This is a genomic window from Limosilactobacillus caviae (assembly GCF_014635905.1).
GTDB lineage: Bacteria > Bacillota > Bacilli > Lactobacillales > Lactobacillaceae > Limosilactobacillus > Limosilactobacillus caviae.
In genome coordinates, this window is sequence record NZ_BMDS01000002.1 from 213,319 (window position 1) to 234,734 (window position 21,416).

Consider the following 21,416-nt stretch of genomic DNA (forward strand, 5'->3'; position numbering starts at 1 on the left):
GTGTTCAATGCGTAGGCTTAGTGACTGTGATATATTTAGAAGTGATAGTAAAAAAGGAGGGCAAAAAATGACCTACTCAGAACAAATGGTTGATCAATTAGAAGCAGGTAAGTTAAAAGAAGCCCAGAATTCATTCAAACTTGCACTTATTAATGATGATGATGACATGTTATTTAGTCTCGCTGAAGAATTATATGCATTGGGCTTTTTACAACAAGTGCGAACAATTTACCTGAAATTATTAGATCGTTATCCTGATGAAGATGAATTAAAAACTAGTTTAGCAACAATTGCAATTGATGAAGGGCATAATGATGAAGCTTTATCTTATCTTGCACAAATAAAGCCGGATTCACCAGCGTATGTTCAAGCTTTATTAGTTGCTGCTGATTTATATCAAACTGAGGAGGAGTTTGAGGTTACAGAAGGCAAGCTTAAAGAAGCTTACTCAATAGCTCCGAATGAACCGGCAGTTGAATTTGCTCTTGGCGAATTTTACTTTATGGTGGGCCAATACGCAGATGCGATTCAATATTACTTTCAATTGATTAAAAATGGGTATACAGACTTTGCGAAGGTTGATATTGCGGGAAGATTGGGAATTTGTTATGCACAGAGCGGTCAGTTTAAGAAGGCACTGGGGTATTTTAAACAAGTTAAGCCCGAGTACCAGACTAGTGATATCCGTTTTCAAAAGGGATTGACTCAACTGCAATTAGGCGATAATGATGAGGCAATTACAACGTTAGAGGATTTGATTAATGATGATGACCAGTATGCATCTGCTTATCCTGAACTAGCAAAAGCTTATGAGAAAGAGAATAAATATCAGCAAGCTTTGCGAGTTGTTCAAGAAGGATTAGGTGTTGACCAGTATAATGAATACTTATATTCACTAGCTGCCGAAATCACGAGTCACCTTGGAAATCAAAAACTAATGAAGAAGTATCTTGTTAAGGCTCATGAACTTGCTCCAGATAATATGACCATTACCCTTCAATACAGTAACTTCTTATTGCATCAACATGATGACGCGGCAAATATCGAATTGTTACGTCCATTGATCAAAGAGGATGAGACTGATCCGCAGTTATACTGGAACTTGGCGCGGTCTTATCAACGGACAGACCAGCTTGATTTAGCCGGTAAATACTATGAAGCGGCGTTACCTGCTTATAATGAAAATCCAACTTTCTTAAAAGAATTAATTAATTATTATCGTGAAGCTGGGGAAACAGATAAACTCATGGACGAACTAGAACATTATTTACGCTTAGTTCCAACTGATATGGAAATGCAGGATTTATATGACCAATATGAAGACTATAAATAAATTGCAATTTTAAGGAAGACAGGAAAGATTAGGGAATTAACCGTCCACAATCTTTCCTGTCTCTTTTTAGACTTAAATTTATTTGTTATAATCAATTTTGATTATCGAAATGAGGACATGATTAAATGAAAATTAAACAGTTACCGGCTATATTTGAACCCGCACGACCAGTCTTGCAAAAGATTGAGGCTGCTGGCTATGAGGCTTACTTTGTTGGCGGTTGTGTCCGTGACACTATCTTGCATGATGAAATTCATGATATAGATATTGCTACGAGCGCTTATCCTAGTGAAATTAAGGCCATTTTTAATCACACTGTTGATACAGGAATTGAACACGGCACGGTGATGATTCTTGATCATGGAACAGGTTATGAGACCACAACTTTTAGAACTGAGTCAGGGTATCAAGATTTTCGCCGTCCAGATAAAGTAACATTTGTGCGATCCTTAAATGAGGATTTGCAACGCCGTGATTTTACGATAAATGCGTTAGCGTTACGTGAAGATGGTGAGGTTATTGATTTATTTAACGGGCTTGCGGACCTTCAAAAACGCCTTATTAGGGCTGTAGGTGACCCTAATGAGCGATTCCATGAAGACGCTCTGCGAATGATGAGGGCGGTTCGTTTTGCAAGTAAGCTTGATTTTGTAATCGATGTACCAACGTTAAAGGGGATCAAGGAAAATGCTCCATTGTTGGCAAAGATTGCTGTCGAACGGATTAGAGTTGAGCTTGAAAAGTTATTTTTAGGGCAAAATCCAGTCGCTGGGTTAAAAGATTTCATTGCTACTGGTCTATATCAGTATTGTCCTGGTTTAGCTAATACGAAAGATCAGTTAGCTACATTATTAGTATTAAATCAATGGCATTTAGAAAATGAGGCTCAAGTGTGGGCTGTCCTTGGTTTGCAACTGCAGTTAGATCAAAGCGAGATTGCTAAATTCTTAAAGAAATGGAAAACTGCTAACGATTTAATTGCTCAAGTAAAAAAGATTATCCCAGCAGTTAATGCAATTCATCAACGAAACTTAACACCATCCCTAATGTTTAGAACAGGAGATAGTGCCCTCCATGATGCTAACCAAGTTGCTAAATTATATGGTTGGGCGATTGAGGATTCGGAATTGCAAAAAGCCTATCAACGTTTACCAATTAAAAGTGCTAAAGATTTGGCAATTGATGGGAAAATGTTAATTACTAAGGCAGGGATAAAACCGGGACCAGTAATGGGGAAAATCATTCAACAGTTGACATTATTAGTGCTTAATGATGAAGTAGCTAATGATACTACAACCCTATTGAATAAAGCGCAAGAACTAGTGAAAGAGGGATAATATGCAGACAATGCGTGCTGAAGGGCTTACGAGTACCTATGGGGAAAAGACATTATTTGACAATATCTCATTTATTATTAACGAAAATGATCGAATAGGATTAATTGGTGTTAACGGGAGCGGGAAAACAAGCCTGTTAAATGTAATTAGCGGTGAAATAAATCCAGAAGGCGGCGGTCAAATTACTAAGCCAAATGACTATTCGATTGGCTACTTAAAACAACAACCCGAATTAGATGAAAGTAAAACAATAATGGAAGCTGTTTTTGAAGGCAAGCAGCCGGTTTTTGAAACAATTCGGCAATATGAATTAGCACTTGACCGTTTTACAAAGCATCCAGAAGATTCACAGACAATTGACCGTTATACAAAAATGCAGGCAAAAATGGATCAAGAAGACGCATGGGAAGCAGATAGTCGGGTAAAAACGATTCTTACCCAGTTAAAAATAAAGGATGTTAGTCAAAAAATTTCTCAACTTTCAGGAGGACAGAAAAAAAGGGTTGGATTGGCACAGGTATTAATTCAGCAACCTGACTTATTACTGCTTGATGAGCCAACTAACCACCTTGATCTTGATTCTGTAGTTTGGTTGCAAGACTTTTTGCGTAGTTATAAAGGCGCAGTTCTTGTTGTAACTCATGACCGTTATTTTCTTGACCAGATTACAAATCATATTTGGGAATTATCGTTTGGTAAGCTTTATCATTATGAAGGTAATTATCAAGATTTTGTTGAGAAAAAGGCTGAACGAGTTGAGTTAGCTAAAGATACTGAAAGAAAAAATCAACAGCTTTATAAAAAAGAACTGGCGTGGATGCGGACAGGTGCAAAGGCACGATCGACTAAGCAAAAGGGACGAATTAATCGTTTTCATGAACTAGAAGGCAAAATTGGTAACCTTAAGACTGATGAAGATATTGCAATCAACCTTGGGTCCCAACGATTGGGGAAAGATGTTATTCAGTTTAAAGATGCTAATTTAAAATTTGATGATCACCAAATTTTGCGGGACTTTGACTGGTTAGTACAAGCTGGTGACAGAATCGGAATTACTGGTGAAAATGGTGCTGGAAAAACAAGTTTATTAAATGTGATTGCACAGCGGGTTCCATTGGATAGCGGGATTCTAAAAATTGGTGAAACTGTTAAACTGGGTTACTATACTCAGCAAACGGAAGGAATTGATAATGACAAGCGGATGATTAGCTTTTTATCTGAAATTGCAGATAATGTTACCGATAAAGACGGTAATAAACTTAGTGTTACGCAATTGCTAGAGCGGTTTTTATTCCCTCGTTTTATGCATGGAACATTAATTAGAAAGCTTTCCGGGGGTGAAAAACGTCGATTATATCTTTTGAAGATTTTAATGCAACAACCTAATGTCTTATTACTAGACGAACCGACAAATGACCTAGACATTGGCACCTTAACTGTTTTAGAAGATTACTTAGATAACTTTGCTGGAACTGTCATTACGGTTTCTCATGATCGTTACTTTTTGGATAAAGTTGCAGATGATTTATTGGTCTTTCATGGGAATGGTGATATAGAACGTTATACCGGTCGTTTTACGGATTATTTAGCGGCCAAAAGCGATCAAGCAGCACAGGCTAAAGAAGATAAAAAAGGCCAAAAAATAACTGCTAAGAAGCAAACCGTAAAGCAAAAACCGGCAAAAAAAGAAAAGACAAAACTTACTTATGCTGAGCAGCTTGAATGGGATCATATTGACGAAGAGTTAGATAAACTCGATCAAGAACATCAGCAATTAGAAAGTAAAATGGCTGAAGCAGCAAGTGATTATACTAAACTAGCAAAATTACAAAAACAATTAAATGAAGTTCAGAAAAAAATTGATGATAAGACTGCTCGTTGGGAATACTTGAGTACATACGTTGACGAGTAGAGGAAAAGGAGAATCGGGAATGGCAGCAAATGTGAATGAACAACAGTATTTAGACCTTATCCGCTACGTTCTTGCTAATGGACATCAAAAAGATGATCGTACAGGAACAGGTACTAAGTCTATTTTTGGTTACCAAATGCGCTTTGATTTAACTAAAGGATTTCCAATCTTAACTACAAAAAAAGTGCCATTTGGTTTAATTAAGAGTGAACTTTTATGGTTCTTACGGGGAGATACCAATATTCGTTTCTTACTTCAACATAAAAACCACATTTGGGATGAATGGGCGTTTAAGAAATGGGTGGAAAGTGATGAATACCAAGGAACAGATATGACTGATTTTGGTCATCGCTGGCTTCAGGATCCAGAATTTAAAAAGGTTTATCTTCAGGAAAAAAAGGACTTTTGTCAGCGCATTTTAGAAGATGATAAATTTGCCCAAAAATATGGTGACCTCGGACTTGTTTATGGAAGTCAATGGCGCAAATGGAAGACCAGTCAAGGTGGTACAGTTGACCAGATTGCTAATGTTATTCACCAAATAAAAACGACGCCTGATTCACGGCGAATGATTGTTTCTGCCTGGAATCCAGAAGATGTCCCATCAATGGCGCTCCCACCATGTCACACGATGTTTCAATTTTATGTAAATGACGGCAAATTAAGCTGTCAATTATATCAACGAAGCGCTGATATCTTTTTAGGGGTACCGTTTAATATTGCAAGTTATGCTTTACTGACACATATGATCGCGCATCAATGCGGGTTGGAACCTGGTGAATTTGTTCATACGCTTGGGGATGCTCATATTTACCTAAACCACCTTGATCAGGTTAAAGAACAGTTAACGAGGACACCGCATGAGGCACCTAAGTTAATCTTACCTGCTGAACCCAAGCCAATTGATCAATATGAAATGAGTGATATAAAATTAGAAGGATATACTCATGAACCGGCGATCAAAGCTCCGGTAGCAGTTTAAGAGGATACGATGATGACAGAATTAAATTTAATTTGGGCTGAAGATTTAAATGGTTGGATTGGAAAAAATAATACAATTCCATGGCATGTTTCGGCTGATATGAAACATTTTCGTAAGCAGACGATGGGTCATCCAATTATAATGGGGCGGAAAACATTTGCGTCTTTAGGGAATAAGCCCTTACCGAAACGGAAAAATATCGTTATTACTAGTCAGAAAATAAATATTCCTGATGTTATTGTTATTCATTCTTTAGACGAATTAAAAAAATATTTAATGGAATATCCAGCTGAATATTTTGTGATTGGAGGCGCAACTATCTATCAGCAATTATTGCCGTTAGCAACTAAATTGACGCGGACGGTCATAAATGCTGATATTGCTGGTGATACAAAAATGCCAACGATCGATTATGACCGTTGGCACTTAGTTGACGAGAATGAGCATGTTGAAGAAGGACAAGTTATTTGTCGTTTTGAGAAATGGCATTTAAACGTAGAGAAGGATTGAAAAGTACATTAATATTGTTCCAATTAAAACAAATATATGCCAGATTAAGTGGGTATATGGTGTAGGGCGACTATAAAATAGTGCACCTACAGTAAATGCTAATCCCCCAAGTAATAGCAGCCCAAATCCAACTGGTCCCAGAGAATGCCATAATGGTGCAAATGCTACTAAGCATAGCCACCCCATTAAAATATAAATAATAGTTGAATATTTGCTTTTGTGCTTAAGCCAGATAGCTTTGTAGACGATTCCGATAATTGATAATCCCCAAATGACTCCAAAGATTGTCCAGCCTAACCAACCACGGATACTTACTAAACAATAAGGAGTATATGTAGCAGCAATAAGGACAAATATCATCGAGTGGTCTAAAATCTGAAAAACATGCTTGGCACGGGTAAATATCAATGCATGGAATAGAGTTGAGGAGAGGTAGAACAGAATTAGCGCACTTCCATAGATTGTAAAAGTTACAATTCGCATTGGGCTGCCGGTATGAACTGCCCGAACGATTAATAGTATTAAACCGGCAATGGATAAGCCAGCTCCGATTCCATGTGTAATAGCATTACCAATTTCAATAAGCAGAGTACGATGATCCTTTACTTTATTTTGTGTATTCATCAAAAGACCCCTTTCTAAAGACCAATGAATTCTTAAATTATTTTTGGTATACTATATGAATAGTAATTAATCCTACAAAATTAAATAAAATCTAGTATAATAGTACTTGAAATGAATTATCTAGTTTTGAATACTAGATAATTATAGCACAAATTGTTCAGGAAGAGTGGTAAGTTTCATGTCAAAGATAAAAATTGTTTGTGATTCATCAGCAGGTTTAACTGATGAAGAAATTAAAAAATATAACATTACAATTGTACCATTAAGTGTAATGATTGACGGGACGGTATATGTTGAGCGTGAAACGATTACAAATGACCAGTTCCCTGCAATGATGAAAAATGCTAACTCGCTGCCTAAGACATCCCAACCACCAATTGGTAAGTTTGTCGATGCATTCGATAAACTAGGCGAAGATGGCAGTGAAGTATTGTGTGTTACAATGATGGAATCGATTAGCGGGACAGTCCATGCGGCAGAACAGGCTGCTGGGATGACTAAAACTAAAGTTACCGTATATGATTCACAAACAACGGATCAGGGGATGGCCTTTCAGATTGTTGAAGCTGCTAAAGTGATTGAAGATGGCGGCAGTGTTGAGGATGCAATTTCAAAGATGAAAGACGTCCTTGCAAAATCAAAGTTGTATTTAGCAATTGATAATCTTGATAATTTAGTTGCTGGTGGGCGAATTAGTAAATTTGCCGGTGCGGTTTCTAATTTACTTAACATCAAGGTGATGCTACAAGTATATGGGGGACAAATCCATATTGAAGCTAAGGGACGCGGTCTTAAGTCGATCCATAAAGAATGGGGAAAGATTTTAGACGAAATGGCGCGCGGACCTAAAGTAAAACGGATTGGTATTTCACATGTTGACGCGGGTAAAGAAGTGGACCGCTTATTAGCAAACTTAAAAGAACTTTATCCTAACATTAATGTTGTTGTTCGCGAGACTGTACCAATTATTGCAACTCATACGGGAATGGGTGCTTGCTGTTTACTGTATTATACAGAATAAGTTAAAAAAGATTATCTTGAAAAATAAAGTGGAGGCTGAGAAAAAATGAAAATTTTTTCCCAGCCTCCGTCTCTTAAATATGAAATAAAGGAGTAAAAATAGATGAAAAAATGGATCAAGTGGCTCCTTTTGATTTTGGTAATTATTGGTATTGGCGGAGGTGGCTGGTATGCTATTCATGCGCCAAAGTCGTCTAATAGTTCTGAAATTAAGACGCCAAAGTATGTTGAAAAGAAGAATGTTAAAGTAGTTGCGTTAGGTGATTCCCTTACTCATGGTGAAGGTGATGAAACTAATAATGGTGGTTATGTTGGCATTATCAAAAATAAAATCGAACATCGGTATCGACAAACCCAAGTCACTACCGTCAATTATGGAGTAACAGGTGATCGTTCAGACCAGATTCTTGATCGTTTAACTCAGCAGACACAATTACGAAAGGATTTACAGGACGCTGATGTAATTACAATGACAGTTGGTGGAAATGATTTGATGCAAATCCTTGAAAAAAATGTCATGGGTTCTGAAAATCAAGTAACGAATAGTGTTGAACGTGGTGAAAAAGTTTATCAGCAAAAACTTAATAAGCTATTCGGGGCGGTACGAAAAGAAAATCCGCGAGCACCGATTTTCGTAATGAGTATTTATAACCCGTTTTACACATATTTTCCTGACGTGACAATTATTAACCAATCAATTAACAAATGGAATCAAACGACAAAATCTGCAATGAATAATTATAAATATATGTATTTTGTAAATATCAATAAGATAATGTCGTATGGTCAATATCAAACGAAAGGTCAACAACAACAGCTAATAAAAGAAGAGGAGAAGGCAAACCAAGGTCAAGTAAGTCAAAAACGTGTTATCGCAATCATGAATCACAAAGACAAGAATTTAAATAAATATATTTCAACTGAAGACAATTTTCATCCAAACCATGCTGGATATGTAAAAATTGCGGATCAGTTATTTAAGTCCATGGAAAAACATGATAGTTGGGAATTTACACGGAGGTAACAATGAAAAAAGTTAATGGCAAAAATATTAATTGGTGGAAATGGGCATTCTTTTGTTTAGTAGCAGTAATAGTAGTTAGCTGTGGGGTGGTGTTAAATAAAGCAACCGCACCGACACCTGAGGCAGAGGTTACTAAACCAATTAAACCCAGCGACTCATCTGTTACTGTTGAGCTAAATCGAAAACAGGTTAATGCTCTTGCAGCAAATTATTTAAATGAATTCTTGAAGGGGCAGAAAGTTCGTTATGATTTCATTGTTGGAGATAAGCATGCTACTCTGACAGGGAATACCAAATTTCTTGGTGCTAGTGTTCGTTTTGCAATTAATTTTATTCCAGAACGTTTGTCAGATGGGAATGTCTTATTACGTGCTAAGGGATTGTCAGTTGGGCAATTAAACATTCCGATAAAATTTGTGATGGGCTATATTGCTAAAAATTATGATATTCCTAAATGGGTAAAGATCAATCCACAAAAGAAGACTGTTCTATTAGATCTTAATCGTTATAGCAAGCATCGTTCCTTGAAGTATTCGGCCCAAGAGATAGATATGAAAGAAGGACAATTCAAGTTCTTGATCACTGTACCAACTAATAATAAATGAGGATAGGAGGAAATTTTAATGCGGATGAGTTTTTACCAGTTCTTGATGACGCAAAGAAATCCAAATAGTGCTGATGAAGTTCAACAATTTGCTAATAACGCATTTTTTGATACTGCTTTTCCTAAACACTCAACGGATTTCGACGAGATTTCACAATATTTAGAAGAAAATGCTGATTATTTGCCATCAATGACAATTTTTGATGAGGCATGGCAAAGGTACCTCGATGTCGTAGCTAATTAGGGAGGAATTTTAAATGGCAACAATACAATGGTTTCCAGGACACATGGCCAAAGCTTTGCGTCAAATTCGCGAGCAAATGCCGTTAGTTGATATTTTATTTGAATTAGTTGATGCACGGGTCCCTTACTCATCACAAAACCCCGAAGTAGCATTAGCAGCAGGAGATAAACCAAAGCTCCTGATTATGACTAAAACCGACTTAGCTGATCGCCAGCGGTTAAATGAATGGATTGAATATTTTAAGAATCATGATCAGCCAGTCTTAGCTTTAGATTCGCGTCAAAATAATGTTGCAAAAATTGTGACAGCAAAAAGCAAAGAAATTTTGCAGGATAAACTAGCAGAAGAACAAGCTAAGGGGATGAAGAAAAGGCCAATTCGTGCGATGTGTGTAGGTGTCCCAAATGTTGGAAAATCAACGCTGTTAAATCATTTAGTAAAGAAAAATGTGGCCGCTACTGGTAACCGTCCAGGAGTAACTACCGGACAGCAATGGCTTCGTTCTTCAGCAGAATTGGAGTTGCTAGATACACCAGGAGTATTATGGCATAAATTTGCTACTCCTAAGCAAGGAACTATGCTAGCTTTAACAGGGGCAATTAAGGACAGTTTATACGCTAAGGATGATGTGGCATTATTTGCTCTTGATTATTTACGTCAGCATCAGCCAGAAATGCTAAAACAGCGTTATCATTTAACAGATGATGATTTGGATAAAAATATTTCAAATCCAGATTTACTTTTAACAATTACAACTAAAATGGGCTTTCGTGATGATTATGATCGCGCTAGTGAACGCTTAATTTTCGATTTACGAAAAAATAAACTTGGTCCGATTACACTTGAAGTGCCTGCTGACCTTAATGAGGATGGGCTAAATGAGTAAAGAAACGATTAGTCAGATTAAAGAACATCTACAAAAAATTAGTCAGCTTGATGATCCATATATTCAGTTAATAAGCACTGACTCACGAAAAGGCGTCCAAACGGCAATTGGACAATTTAAACGCCGCATAATACGGCAACAAGAGGCTCAAGCAGCTTTTAAAAACCGTTTTAAATATGAAAATCATTATTGGCAAAGTGGCTGTAAATATGTGGCAGGGATGGATGAAGTCGGTCGTGGTCCTTTAGCTGGCCCTGTTGTAACCTGTGCAGTAATTTTGAATGCCGATTTTAACTTAGTAGGGGTTACGGATTCAAAACAATTAACGCGTCATGAACGTGAAAATTTATATTTAAAGATCGTTGATGAAGCTGAAGAGGTAAGCATCGCGGTCAATGATGCTCCGGTGATTGATAAGTTAAATATTTATGCAGCAACCCAGGACGCGATGATTCGAGCAGTTAACCAGCTTCACCACCGTCCGGATCATTTAATTGTTGATGCTGTCCCGCTTAAAATCAATATTCCACAAACCACCCTAATTAAAGGTGATCAAAAAAGTATTAGCGTTGCAGCCGCAAGTATTGTTGCTAAAGAATATCGTGATCATTTAATGCGTGACTATGATTATGTTTATCCTGGATATGGTTTTGCCCAAAACATGGGATATGGGACAAAAGAACATTTAATGGGGCTTAAAAACTTAGGTGCAACACCGATTCACCGTCGTTCATTCAATCCTGTTCCGAAGTACTTAAAATAAAAAGTGCATTTTCAAAAAGCTTCCGTATATAAATAATAGGAGGCTTTTTTATGTTACAGGTAAGAGATTTTTTATTGCGACTGAGTTTGTGTCGCGGCGTTGGCTTAGTTTCAAAGTATCGCTTGTGGGAGTGTGCACGGCAAACACGGTGCTTTAATAATATAGACTATTTAATTGATCATGCTAATGTGAGTTTGCGGAGTGCTACAGCTTTGAAAAATAATTGGGGAAGTGCAGAGCTTGACGATGTGGTTGCAGCCAATGGTCAAATAGCGTTTATTACGATTGCTGATCCTTTGAATCCATTGGGGTTAAAAGAGACATATTGTCCGCCGTTAGTCCTTTTTTATCGTGGTAATTTGGGCTTACTCCATCAACCATCAATTGGGGTCGTTGGGACAAGGCAAATTACAAATTATGGACAGAGTGCTCTTCGTGGATTGCTCCCGCCATTGATTAAACATCAAATTGTAATTGTAAGTGGGTTAGCCCAGGGCGTTGATGGTTTTAGTCACGAACTAGCATTAAAGTATCGTGGACAGACCATTGGGGTGATTGGTTGTGGGATTGATCAGGTATATCCTAAAAGTCACTATTCCCTGCAAGAAGAAGTGGCTAAGTGCGGACTTTTACTTTCGGAATACGGTCTAGGTGAACCACCGTTGCCCTACCACTTCCCAGAGCGAAATAGGATTATTGCTGGGTTGAGTGAGGTTGTTTTAGTCGTAGAAGCAAAAAAGAGAAGCGGTAGCCTAATCACGGCAAATATTGGTTTAGATGAAAATCGAACAGTATGTGCGGTACCAGGTCGAATAGACGCGCCATTATCAGTTGGTTGTAATAGTCTAATTGCTGCAGGTGCTAAGCCAATCCTTAGTGCGCAGGATTTACTAGACGAATTTCAGTTGCATAACTAGGGCTTGATTTCTATCCTAAAGTTGATTAAAATATTTTGTTCAGTTAGAGATTATATTTGACATATGATGGTCAAATGGATTAATAATATTATTGAGTGAAATTTAATAAAAACGTTAGGAGCCTACCAAAATGGCAACCAAAACAACAAAATCAACGGCGAAGAAGACTACTCGCCGTCGTTCAAAAATAAAAAAGAACTTGGTGATTGTTGAGTCACCTTCAAAAGCAAAAACAATTGGGAAGTTTCTCGGTCGGTCTTACAAGGTCGTTGCTAGCTTAGGACATATTCGTGATTTGCCTAAAAGCCGGATGGGGGTAGACATTGAGAACGATTATACGCCTGATTATATTTCTATTCGTGGAAAGGGCGATGTGATTAAAGAACTACGTAAAGATGCTAAAAATGCGAAGGCTGTTTATCTTGCATCTGACCCTGACCGTGAAGGTGAAGCAATTGCGTGGCACGTTTCAAATATTCTGAAACTTGATGATAATCAGAAAAATCGTGTTACATTTAATGAAATTACAAAAGATGCGGTAAAAGAAGCATTCAAGGAACCACGAGAGATTAATATGGATCTCGTTGATGCCCAGCAAGCGCGACGGGTATTAGACCGATTGGTGGGATATTCAATCAGTCCGATTCTATGGAAAAAAGTAAAAAAGGGTTTAAGTGCCGGTCGAGTTCAATCGGTTGCACTTTACCTTATTATTCAACGCGAAAATGAAATAAAAAACTTTAAGCCTGAAGAATACTGGACGATTGATGCTGACTTTAAAAAAGGTAAAGAAGAATTTAAAGCTAGCTTTTATGGCGAAAATGGTAAAAAAGTTGCGTTAAAAAATAATGATGATGTCCAGACAATATTATCTAAAATTGATAAGAAAAAAGATTTTGAAGTTACAAAGGTTACAAGAAAAGAACGTCGTCGGCAGCCTCAACCGCCATATACTACTTCGACCATGCAACAAGATGCTAACCGTCGCTTAAATTTCCGAACACGAAAAACAATGATGGCGGCGCAAATGCTCTATGAAGGAATTGATATAAAAGAAGGGGCACCGGTTGGTCTAATTACATATATGCGGACAGATTCAACCCGAATTGCCTCAATTGCCAAGCACGAGGCATCTAACTATATTCACGAAAACTATGGTGGCGAATATGCAGCAGTTAAGCCAGTTAAAGGTAAGCTGCCAGAAGGGGCGCAGGATGCTCACGAAGCTATTCGGCCAACTTCTGTATATCGGACGCCAGCGAAGATGAAGCAATATTTGACACCCGACCAATATAAACTTTATAGCTTGATTTGGTCACGCTTTGTTGCAAGTCAAATGACAGCAGAAGTAATTGATACAATGAATGTTAACCTTCAGCAAAATGGGGTTGACTTTCGGGCAAACGGATCAAAAGTTAAATTCCCTGGTTTTACAAAAGTCTATAAACGTGGGACTGAAAAGGATAACTTATTGCCAGAACTTGCTGAAGGTGATAAGGCAAAAATGATTAAAGATGATCCAGCGCAACATTTTACCCAGCCACCAGCACGATACACTGAAGCTGCATTAATTAAAACTTTAGAGGAGAATGGTGTTGGACGTCCATCAACATATGCGCCAACTCTAGATACTATCCAACGCCGCTACTATGTTCGTTTAGTATCACGGCACTTTGAGCCAACTGAACTGGGGGAGATTGTTAATCGGATCATCGAAAAACAATTCCCAGATATTGTAAATGTTCAATTTACTGCTGACATTGAAGGAAAATTGGATGAAATTGAAGAAGGAAAGCAGAATTGGATTAATGTTGTTGATAAATTCTATCAACCGTTCTCAAAAGAAGTGGATGCTGCTGAAGAAGAAGTCGACAAGATTGAGATGAAAGATGAGTTAGCAGGGACGGATTGTGAGATTTGTGGGGCACCGATGGTTATCAAGATGGGGCGCTATGGCAAATTTTACGCTTGCTCTCGTTTCCCTAAATGTCGAAATACAAAAGCAATTGTAAAGGATATCGGAATTACATGTCCAAAATGTGGTGAAGGAACTGTTGTTGAACGAAAATCTAAAAAGAACCGTACCTTCTATGGCTGCTCTCGATATCCAGACTGTGATTTTGTCTCATGGGATAAACCAATTGGTCGTAATTGTCCCAAAGATGGGCACTTCCTTGTTGAAAAGAAGGTTAAGGGCGGAAAGCAAGTTATCTGTCCAAATGGTGATTATAAAGAAGAAGTTCAAAAGTAAAATTATAGATATACTTTTACTTATTTTTACTGAATCTTCATTGAAAAAGCTTCCAAAATCTGCTATTGTGCGTTTGGAAGCTTTTTTATATACTTAATGTTAAACGATTATCAATTGAAGGGATCGATAACAGATGGTTACTTTACAAAACCAACAATTAACTGTTCAAATTGACAAATTAGGAGCGCAATTACATAGCATTAAACGACAAGACAATGGTATTGAATACTTATGGCAGGGTGATCCTTCTTCTTGGAAACGCCAAGCTCCAATCCTGTTTCCATTTGTCGGTCGCTTAAAGGATGATCAGTACCGTTACAATGATCAAGTTTATCATCAAACGCAGCATGGCTTTGCGCGGGATCGGGAGTTTCAAGCTATCGAGCAGACACCGACGATGGTAGTAATGGAACAGCATGATGACGATAAAACACGGCAAGTATATCCATTTTCATTTAGCCTTCAAGTAAAATACTTGTTAGAAGAAGATAGTATCAAAATTAGTTATATTGTAAAAAATCCTAGTAAAAATGAGGCGCTCATCTATGCAATTGGTGCGCATCCGGGTTTTAATATGCCGTTAACAACGAAGGGAAAATTTGATCAAGTAGAACTAAGTGTACGTCCAGCTGCGAAGTATTCACGGATTGTTCTAGATGGGGCCTATAATGATTCAGCGCACCCACAAGTGATAGACATGACTGATTCGTTGCCGTTGAATCATGAGCTTTTTAATCGTGATGCGATTATTTTTAAGACTGACGGCAGTCATTTTACAGCTAAATTAACTGATAAGGATGCTAACCATGGTGTTGAAGTTGATACCTTTGCGACTGAATATGTCGGTGTTTGGTCGCAGTATCCTGCTACTGCTCCATTTGTATGTGTTGAACCATGGTGGGGGATTGCTGATAATGTAAATGCTGATGGACAATTATTGCATAAACAGGGAATGCATCGTCTTGCTCCTAATGAAATTGATAATTACAATTTTAGTATCAAACCATTTTAAAATTAGGCGAACCGTGGTATAGATTTCAAATAAAATTAAGAACGGCACAGCACAAGAATAGGGCTCCAGTGATCGGTAAATCCGAACGCTGGAACCCTATTTATACATTCATTTATTTTGCTTCTTTTGTCGGAGATAATAGCCTAACCCAAAGTTAACCATTGATTCTTTGCCTGCTAAAATTCGTCTGATATTTGATATATGGCGGTAAAGGACAATAGCTGTTAATATTCCTGCGACAATTGCTAATATCCAATCACGAATAAAGAGGGCAATCAGGAAAATGGCGGTTATTGCAGTTATGCTTGCGGCACTAACCATGCTTGTTAAGCACATAATGCCAATGAAAATTAAACAAGCGATAAGGAAAAGAAATGGATTATATGCAAGTAAGATACCGGCGCTAGTTGCCACAGCCTTGCCACCATGGAAATTATCAAAAATAGATACTGTATGACCCAGACTGGCGAATAACCCAATCAGCAGAGGATTAACGGTACCCGAAATTCCAAGAAAGTATGGCTGGCTGGCCGCCAATGTTCCCTTTAATACGTCAAAGATAAGCACCACTACACCTGCTTTAAATCCTAACGTTCGAAAAGTATTTGTCGTTCCAATGTTTCCGCTTCCTAGTTTCCGAATATCCTTGTGGTAAATATATTTACCGATCCATAAACCGGTAGGAATAGAGCCAAGTAGGTAGGCAATAATGATCATTCCAATAATTTCAAAAATCATAGAAATAGCTCCTTAATAATAGCTTTTACAGCTTTTAAGCATAGCATGAATACTAAATTTTAACCACTATGAAAAAACACCATTTGCTAAAATGCCAAGTTTTGAGTATCATTCATTATGAATTGAAATTGTACAATTTTTATCTTTACAATGAATAAATGTAAATGGTACAATAGCTTTCCGAACATACGTTTTAATATAAATTTGGCAATGGGAGGTCATTTTGTGGCCAAAGAAAAAGTAAAATATGATGCCTCGTCCATTCAAGTATTAAAGGGACTTGAGGCAGTTAGAAAAAGACCCGGAATGTACATCGGATCGACTGATGCACGCGGGTTACATCACTTAGTATATGAAATTGTTGATAATGCTGTAGACGAAGCTTTATCTGGTTATGGTGACGAGATAAACGTTACGATTGAGGCTGATAATGCGATTACGGTTCAAGATCACGGTCGCGGGATGCCTGTTGGGATGCATGCTTCCGGTAAACCGACACCGGAAGTTATTATGACGGTCCTTCATGCTGGTGGAAAATTTGGTCAGTCTGATGGTTATAAGACGTCTGGTGGATTACACGGGGTTGGTGCATCAGTTGTCAACGCACTATCAACGCACTTAACGCTAACAATTGTTCGTGATAATGTCCGGTATCAAGAAATATTTAAGGACGGCGGAAAACCAGTCGGAACATTAAAAAAATTAGGAAAAACTAAAGAGAGTAATGGGACGACTGTTTCTTTTAAGCCTGATCCTAAGATTTTTTCAACAACCGTCTATGACTACAACACCTTGGCTAATCGTCTTCGTGAATCTGCCTTTTTATTAAAGGGAATAAAGATAACCCTTACTGATAAACGGGCAGGACAAGAAAAACAGGATGTCTTTCAATTTAATGACGGTATCCAAGAATTCGTATCTTACCTCAATGAAGGCAAAGATGTGTTAGGAAAAATCCTATACTTTGACGGTAAGCAAGATGGCGTTGAAGTTGAAGTAGCTGCGCAATATAATGACGGATACTCTGAAAGCTTGTTATCATTTGTCAATAATGTCCGCACACCAGATGGCGGTACTCATGAGGCAGGCTTTAGAAGTGCTTGGACAAAGACTTTTAATGAGTATGCAAAAAAAGTTGGCCTGTTAAAAACTAATGATAAGAACCTAGAAGGTAGCGACGTTCGTGAAGGTTTGACGGCTGTAATATCAGTCCGCATTCCAGAGCGGTTACTTCAGTTTGAAGGGCAAACAAAAGATAAATTAGGTACTCCTGAAGCTCGTAAAATCGTTGATGCCATTGTAAGTGAGCAATTAAATTACACTTTAATGGAAAACGGTGACTTTGCTCAAACATTGATTCGTAAAGCATTAAAGGCTCGTGAGGCTCGTGAAGCTGCTCGTAAGGCCCGAAATCAAGCACGTGGCGGTAAACGAAAAGGCAAAAAGGAACGAAACCTTTCTGGTAAATTAACACCAGCCCAATCAAAAAATGCAAAGAAAAATGAACTATTCTTAGTCGAGGGAGACTCAGCTGGCGGTTCCGCAAAGCAAGGCCGTGACCGTAAGTTTCAAGCTATTTTGCCGTTGCGAGGGAAAGTCCTTAATACGGAAAAAGCAAAGTTAGACGACGTATTAAAAAATGAAGAATTAAATACGATTATTTATACGGTAGGTGCAGGAGCAGGTTCAGAATTCAATGTTGAAGATTCTAACTATGATAAGATCATTATAATGACCGATGCCGACGATGACGGTGCCCATATCCAAATTCTTCTTCTTACCTTTTTCTATAAATACATGCGGCCGATGATTGAAGCAGGGAAGGTATATATTGCATTGCCGCCGTTATACCGTCTACAGCGAGGCCGCGGCGCTAAAACAAATATTACGTATGCCTGGACAAATGATGAATTAACCAAACTAACTAAGAGAATGGGCAAAGGTACCCAATTGCAACGTTTTAAGGGTCTTGGTGAAATGAACGCTGATCAGTTATGGGAGACGACAATGAATCCTGAAACGCGGACATTGATTCAAGTACGAATTGAAGATGCTGAATTAGCAGAAAGACGGGTTACCACATTGATGGGTAATAAAGTTGAGCCTCGCCGAGAGTGGATTGAAGAAAACGTTCAATTTACGTTAAGTGATGATCAGGAATCTGATAAGTTAGTAGAGAATAAGGGACAATTGCCACCATCAAAAGAACCAACGATTAATACATGGAATTAATAGAGAAGGGAATCAAGCTTTGTGAGAAACGGTAAAATTGAACATATGACGCTTGAACAGATCATGGGCGATCGTTTTGGGCGCTATTCAAAATCAATTATTCAAGAACGGGCCTTACCTGATATTCGAGATGGCTTAAAACCAGTTCAGCGTCGAATACTATTTGCAATGAACAAAGACGGCAATACTTATGATAAGGGATTTCGGAAATCTGCTAAATCAGTCGGTAATGTCATGGGTAATTTTCACCCGCATGGGGATAGTTCCATCTATGAAGCATTAGTACGGTTGAGCCAAGACTGGAAACTTCGAGAGCCATTGATTGAAATGCATGGTAATAATGGATCGATGGACGGGGACCCTCCAGCTGCAATGCGTTATACAGAAGCACGGCTGAGTAAAATTGCCGGATTAATGCTTCAGGATATCGATAAAGATACTGTTGAAATGACGCTAAACTTCGATGATACAGAGAAGGAGCCAACAGTTTTACCAGCCCGGATTCCTAATTTACTCGTTAATGGAGCTACGGGAATTTCTGCTGGGTATGCAACCGAGATACCTACTCATAATCTTAGTGAAGTTCTTGATGCATTGATTTATTTAATCAAACATCCAACTGCTTCTCTTGATAAGCTAATGGAATTTATTCCGGGACCTGATTTTCCAACTGGGGGAATTATTCAAGGAATTGACGGAATCCGTAAAGCCTATCAAACAGGTCGCGGACGAGTAGTGGTTCGGGCTAAAACCGAAATTGAAACTTTACGTGGTGGTCGTCAGCAGATTAACGTGACTGAGATTCCTTATGAAGTAAATAAGGCACAGCTAGTTAAGCGGATTAATGATTTGCGGCTTGCCAAGAAGGTAGAGGGAATCGCTGAAGCTCGTGACGAAACTGACCGAAGCGGGTTACGGATTGCAATTGAATTAAAACGTGGTGCTAATGCTAATGGTATCCTTAATTACCTTTTAAAAAATACTGATTTGCAGATCAACTATAATTTTAATATGGTAGCAATTGATGATCAGCGACCGATGCGGGTTGGCTTAAAGCGAATCCTAACATCATATCTGGAGTTCCAGAGAGAAATTATTCGACGTCGAACACAGTATAATTTAACTAAAGCACAGCACCGCCTTCATATTGTTGAAGGATTAATTAAGGCTTTATCTATCCTTGATAAGGTTATTAAGACCATCCGGGCAAGTAAAAATCGAAAGGATGCTAAGGAAAATTTAGTTAAAGAATATGATTTTACTGCTGAACAAGCTGAAGCAATTGTTACGTTGCAACTATATCGCTTAACGAATACCGATGTAACTGAATTAAAAGATGAGCAGGACCAATTAAACTCACAAATTAATGAATACCAGTTAATTTTGACAGATGAGAAAGAATTAGATAAGGTTCTTGCAAAAGAAATTCGTGCGATAAAAAAACAATTTGGTAATCCACGCCGAACTAAGATTGAAGACCAAGTTGAAAAATTGGAAATTGATACTAAGGTTACAGTTGCTAATGAAGATGTTGTAGTATTAGTTTCACATGCTGGATATATTAAACGAAGCAGTATTCGATCATTCAAAGCATCTGAAGCCGATGAAAATGGACTGCGTGAGGATGACTATCCATTACTTATTCAGCAAACCAATACATTGTCGCACCTATTTATGTTTACTAATCTTGGTCATATTATTTACCGCCCTGTTCATGAAATAGCTGATGCACGGTGGAAAGATACAGGAGAACATATTTCACAAACAATTGGGCTGGCTGATAATGAGGAAATTATTAAGGCCATGATTTTTGATAAGCTAGCACAACCAGGAACGATTATCATGGGAACAAGTGATGGTCAAGTAAAACAGACATCGTTCACGGATTATAAGCCTGGTTCGCGCTATAAGAGTCATGCTAGTGCTGCAATCAAGTTGAGACCTCATGCACGTGTGGTAAGCGTTGACTACTATGAACCATCAAATGAGAGCCAATCAATCCTAACAATTAGTCGTCAAGGATATGCAGTGCGATATGATGTAGCAGATGTGCCTGTAACTGGTATTCGAACTGCAGGTGTGCGGGCAATTAACTTAAAAGATGATGACCAAGTAGCTGATCAGGTCCTAGTTACAGAAGGCCAGTCAATTGCCGTGATTACACAACGGGGTGCATTTAAGGAGATGCCTGTTGATGAAATCGAGATAGGTGCACGTGCGCGACGTGGTGAATTAGTACTTCGCCGTCTTAAATCTAACCCTCATGAAATAGCAGATTTCCTTTCTTATGATAGTGATTACAAGGGCGCGTTTGAAATAATCACTAAGCGACCAGCTTTTCAGGATGTAATGGCTACAGATCACCATCTTAGTTCAATCAAATCGAATGGGACGTTTGTAATTGATACTGATACTCAAGGAGAACCAGTAAAACTACGGATAAAACAGACAAATATTTTAGATGAAGAGCCGGTTTCGCAAAGTTAAAAGAAGGTGTAATGCGATGGCCTATATTAAAGATATTAGAGCATTGGTTGGACATCAGCCATTAATTATGACCAGCGCTTCTGGTGCATTATTAAATGAATCAAGAGAGGTGCTTTTGCAAGAACGAGCTGATACCGGTGATTGGTGCTTTCCAGGTGGCTATATGGAATTTGGTGAATCTTTTGATCAGACTGTTAAACGCGAATTTAAAGAGGATGCGGGAATTGAAGTAGTTCCGATAAAACAATTAGCGATACTAGATCAAAATTTTTACACTTATCCAAATGGAGATAAAGTTCAGCCAATTAATGCTTTTTACTTAGTTAAAGAAGAAGGTTCAAAGCGTTCTCAGCCTAAGCCAAGCGAAACAACAACTACTAAGTATTTCTCACTATTAAAGGAGCCGCCGAAGTTGTTTAATGACCAGCATCAGCAAATGTGGCTAATTTTAAAAGAGTTTATTCAAAATAAGTGAGATATTTAATAATTATTCTTTAATCTGCTAACTTCCATGATAGAATAGGAATGTAGATCGGTTCA

At 38.1% G+C, this 21,416-nt stretch carries 19 protein-coding genes; 17 read left to right on the forward strand and 2 right to left on the reverse strand.

From position 1 onward, the window contains the following. Positions 1 to 67: 67 nt before the first annotated feature. From IEU90_RS03790 to IEU90_RS03810, 5 genes are all read left to right on the forward strand, one after another. Positions 68 to 1,333 (forward strand): tetratricopeptide repeat protein, encoded by a 1,266-nt coding sequence (locus IEU90_RS03790; RefSeq protein ID WP_188357752.1) that lies wholly within the window; start codon positions 68 to 70, stop codon positions 1,331 to 1,333. 125 nt (positions 1,334 to 1,458) lie between these two features. After that, on the forward strand, positions 1,459 to 2,670 hold the full coding sequence (locus tag IEU90_RS03795) for a CCA tRNA nucleotidyltransferase (protein ID WP_153709710.1): 1,212 nt from the start codon (positions 1,459 to 1,461) through the stop codon (positions 2,668 to 2,670). A 1-nt stretch (position 2,671) separates the two neighbouring features. Further along, positions 2,672 to 4,582 carry an ABC-F family ATP-binding cassette domain-containing protein gene (locus tag IEU90_RS03800; RefSeq protein ID WP_153709709.1) on the forward strand — a complete coding sequence of 637 codons (1,911 nt, stop codon included), beginning with the start codon at positions 2,672 to 2,674 and terminating at the stop codon, positions 4,580 to 4,582. A gap of 19 nt (positions 4,583 to 4,601) precedes the next feature. Further along, on the forward strand, positions 4,602 to 5,564 hold the full coding sequence (locus IEU90_RS03805; RefSeq protein WP_153709708.1) for a thymidylate synthase: 963 nt from the start codon (positions 4,602 to 4,604) through the stop codon (positions 5,562 to 5,564). Positions 5,565 to 5,576: 12 nt separating this feature from the next. Then, complete coding sequence (locus IEU90_RS03810) at positions 5,577 to 6,074, forward strand: dihydrofolate reductase (protein WP_153709707.1); 498 nt, start codon at positions 5,577 to 5,579, stop codon at positions 6,072 to 6,074. On the opposite strand, the gene trhA is transcribed toward IEU90_RS03810, so the two are convergent. Further along, positions 6,054 to 6,698 (reverse strand): PAQR family membrane homeostasis protein TrhA, encoded by a 645-nt coding sequence (gene trhA, locus IEU90_RS03815; protein ID WP_153709706.1) that lies wholly within the window; start codon positions 6,696 to 6,698, stop codon positions 6,054 to 6,056. The two genes, IEU90_RS03810 and trhA, sit on opposite strands and share 21 nt — an antisense overlap. A gap of 178 nt (positions 6,699 to 6,876) precedes the next feature. On the opposite strand from trhA, the gene IEU90_RS03820 reads away from it, so the two are divergent. From IEU90_RS03820 to IEU90_RS03860, 9 genes are all read left to right on the forward strand, one after another. Beyond that, positions 6,877 to 7,719, forward strand: coding sequence for a DegV family protein (locus IEU90_RS03820; RefSeq protein ID WP_153709705.1), 843 nt, complete (start codon positions 6,877 to 6,879; stop codon positions 7,717 to 7,719). 102 nt (positions 7,720 to 7,821) lie between these two features. Then, positions 7,822 to 8,742, forward strand: a complete 921-nt coding sequence (locus IEU90_RS03825; RefSeq protein WP_153709704.1) for an SGNH/GDSL hydrolase family protein — start codon at positions 7,822 to 7,824, stop codon at positions 8,740 to 8,742. A gap of 2 nt (positions 8,743 to 8,744) precedes the next feature. Beyond that, positions 8,745 to 9,347 carry a YpmS family protein gene (locus tag IEU90_RS03830; protein ID WP_188357753.1) on the forward strand — a complete coding sequence of 201 codons (603 nt, stop codon included), beginning with the start codon at positions 8,745 to 8,747 and terminating at the stop codon, positions 9,345 to 9,347. Positions 9,348 to 9,365: 18 nt separating this feature from the next. Continuing rightward, positions 9,366 to 9,590: a YozE family protein gene (locus tag IEU90_RS03835; protein WP_153709702.1), complete on the forward strand. Its 225-nt coding sequence runs from the start codon at positions 9,366 to 9,368 to the stop codon at positions 9,588 to 9,590. A gap of 13 nt (positions 9,591 to 9,603) precedes the next feature. Then, positions 9,604 to 10,476: a ribosome biogenesis GTPase YlqF gene (gene ylqF, locus IEU90_RS03840; RefSeq protein WP_153709701.1), complete on the forward strand. Its 873-nt coding sequence runs from the start codon at positions 9,604 to 9,606 to the stop codon at positions 10,474 to 10,476. Further along, positions 10,469 to 11,239, forward strand: a complete 771-nt coding sequence (gene rnhB / locus IEU90_RS03845) for a ribonuclease HII (RefSeq protein WP_153709700.1) — start codon at positions 10,469 to 10,471, stop codon at positions 11,237 to 11,239. Before ylqF ends, rnhB begins: the two co-directional genes overlap by 8 nt. A gap of 50 nt (positions 11,240 to 11,289) precedes the next feature. Beyond that, on the forward strand, positions 11,290 to 12,156 hold the full coding sequence (gene dprA, locus IEU90_RS03850) for a DNA-processing protein DprA (protein WP_153709699.1): 867 nt from the start codon (positions 11,290 to 11,292) through the stop codon (positions 12,154 to 12,156). Positions 12,157 to 12,286: 130 nt separating this feature from the next. Then, positions 12,287 to 14,407, forward strand: coding sequence for a type I DNA topoisomerase (topA, locus tag IEU90_RS03855; RefSeq protein ID WP_153709698.1), 2,121 nt, complete (start codon positions 12,287 to 12,289; stop codon positions 14,405 to 14,407). A 133-nt stretch (positions 14,408 to 14,540) separates the two neighbouring features. Beyond that, positions 14,541 to 15,419 (forward strand): aldose 1-epimerase family protein, encoded by an 879-nt coding sequence (locus IEU90_RS03860; protein ID WP_153709697.1) that lies wholly within the window; start codon positions 14,541 to 14,543, stop codon positions 15,417 to 15,419. 108 nt (positions 15,420 to 15,527) lie between these two features. On the opposite strand, the gene plsY is transcribed toward IEU90_RS03860, so the two are convergent. Beyond that, on the reverse strand, positions 15,528 to 16,157 hold the full coding sequence (plsY, locus tag IEU90_RS03865; RefSeq protein ID WP_153709696.1) for a glycerol-3-phosphate 1-O-acyltransferase PlsY: 630 nt from the start codon (positions 16,155 to 16,157) through the stop codon (positions 15,528 to 15,530). 210 nt (positions 16,158 to 16,367) lie between these two features. Here plsY and parE point away from each other — a divergent pair, with 210 nt between their 5' ends. Genes parE through IEU90_RS03880 form a run of 3 tightly spaced genes read left to right on the forward strand, consistent with a single transcriptional unit; the run spans position 16,368 to position 21,351 of the window. After that, complete coding sequence (parE, locus tag IEU90_RS03870; RefSeq protein ID WP_220477787.1) at positions 16,368 to 18,389, forward strand: DNA topoisomerase IV subunit B; 2,022 nt, start codon at positions 16,368 to 16,370, stop codon at positions 18,387 to 18,389. Positions 18,390 to 18,410: 21 nt separating this feature from the next. Then, positions 18,411 to 20,876 (forward strand): DNA topoisomerase IV subunit A, encoded by a 2,466-nt coding sequence (gene parC / locus IEU90_RS03875; RefSeq protein WP_188357754.1) that lies wholly within the window; start codon positions 18,411 to 18,413, stop codon positions 20,874 to 20,876. A gap of 16 nt (positions 20,877 to 20,892) precedes the next feature. Then, a complete protein-coding gene (locus IEU90_RS03880) occupies positions 20,893 to 21,351 on the forward strand; it encodes an NUDIX hydrolase (RefSeq protein ID WP_188357755.1) in 459 nt (152 codons plus the stop codon). Positions 21,352 to 21,416: the final 65 nt, after the last annotated feature.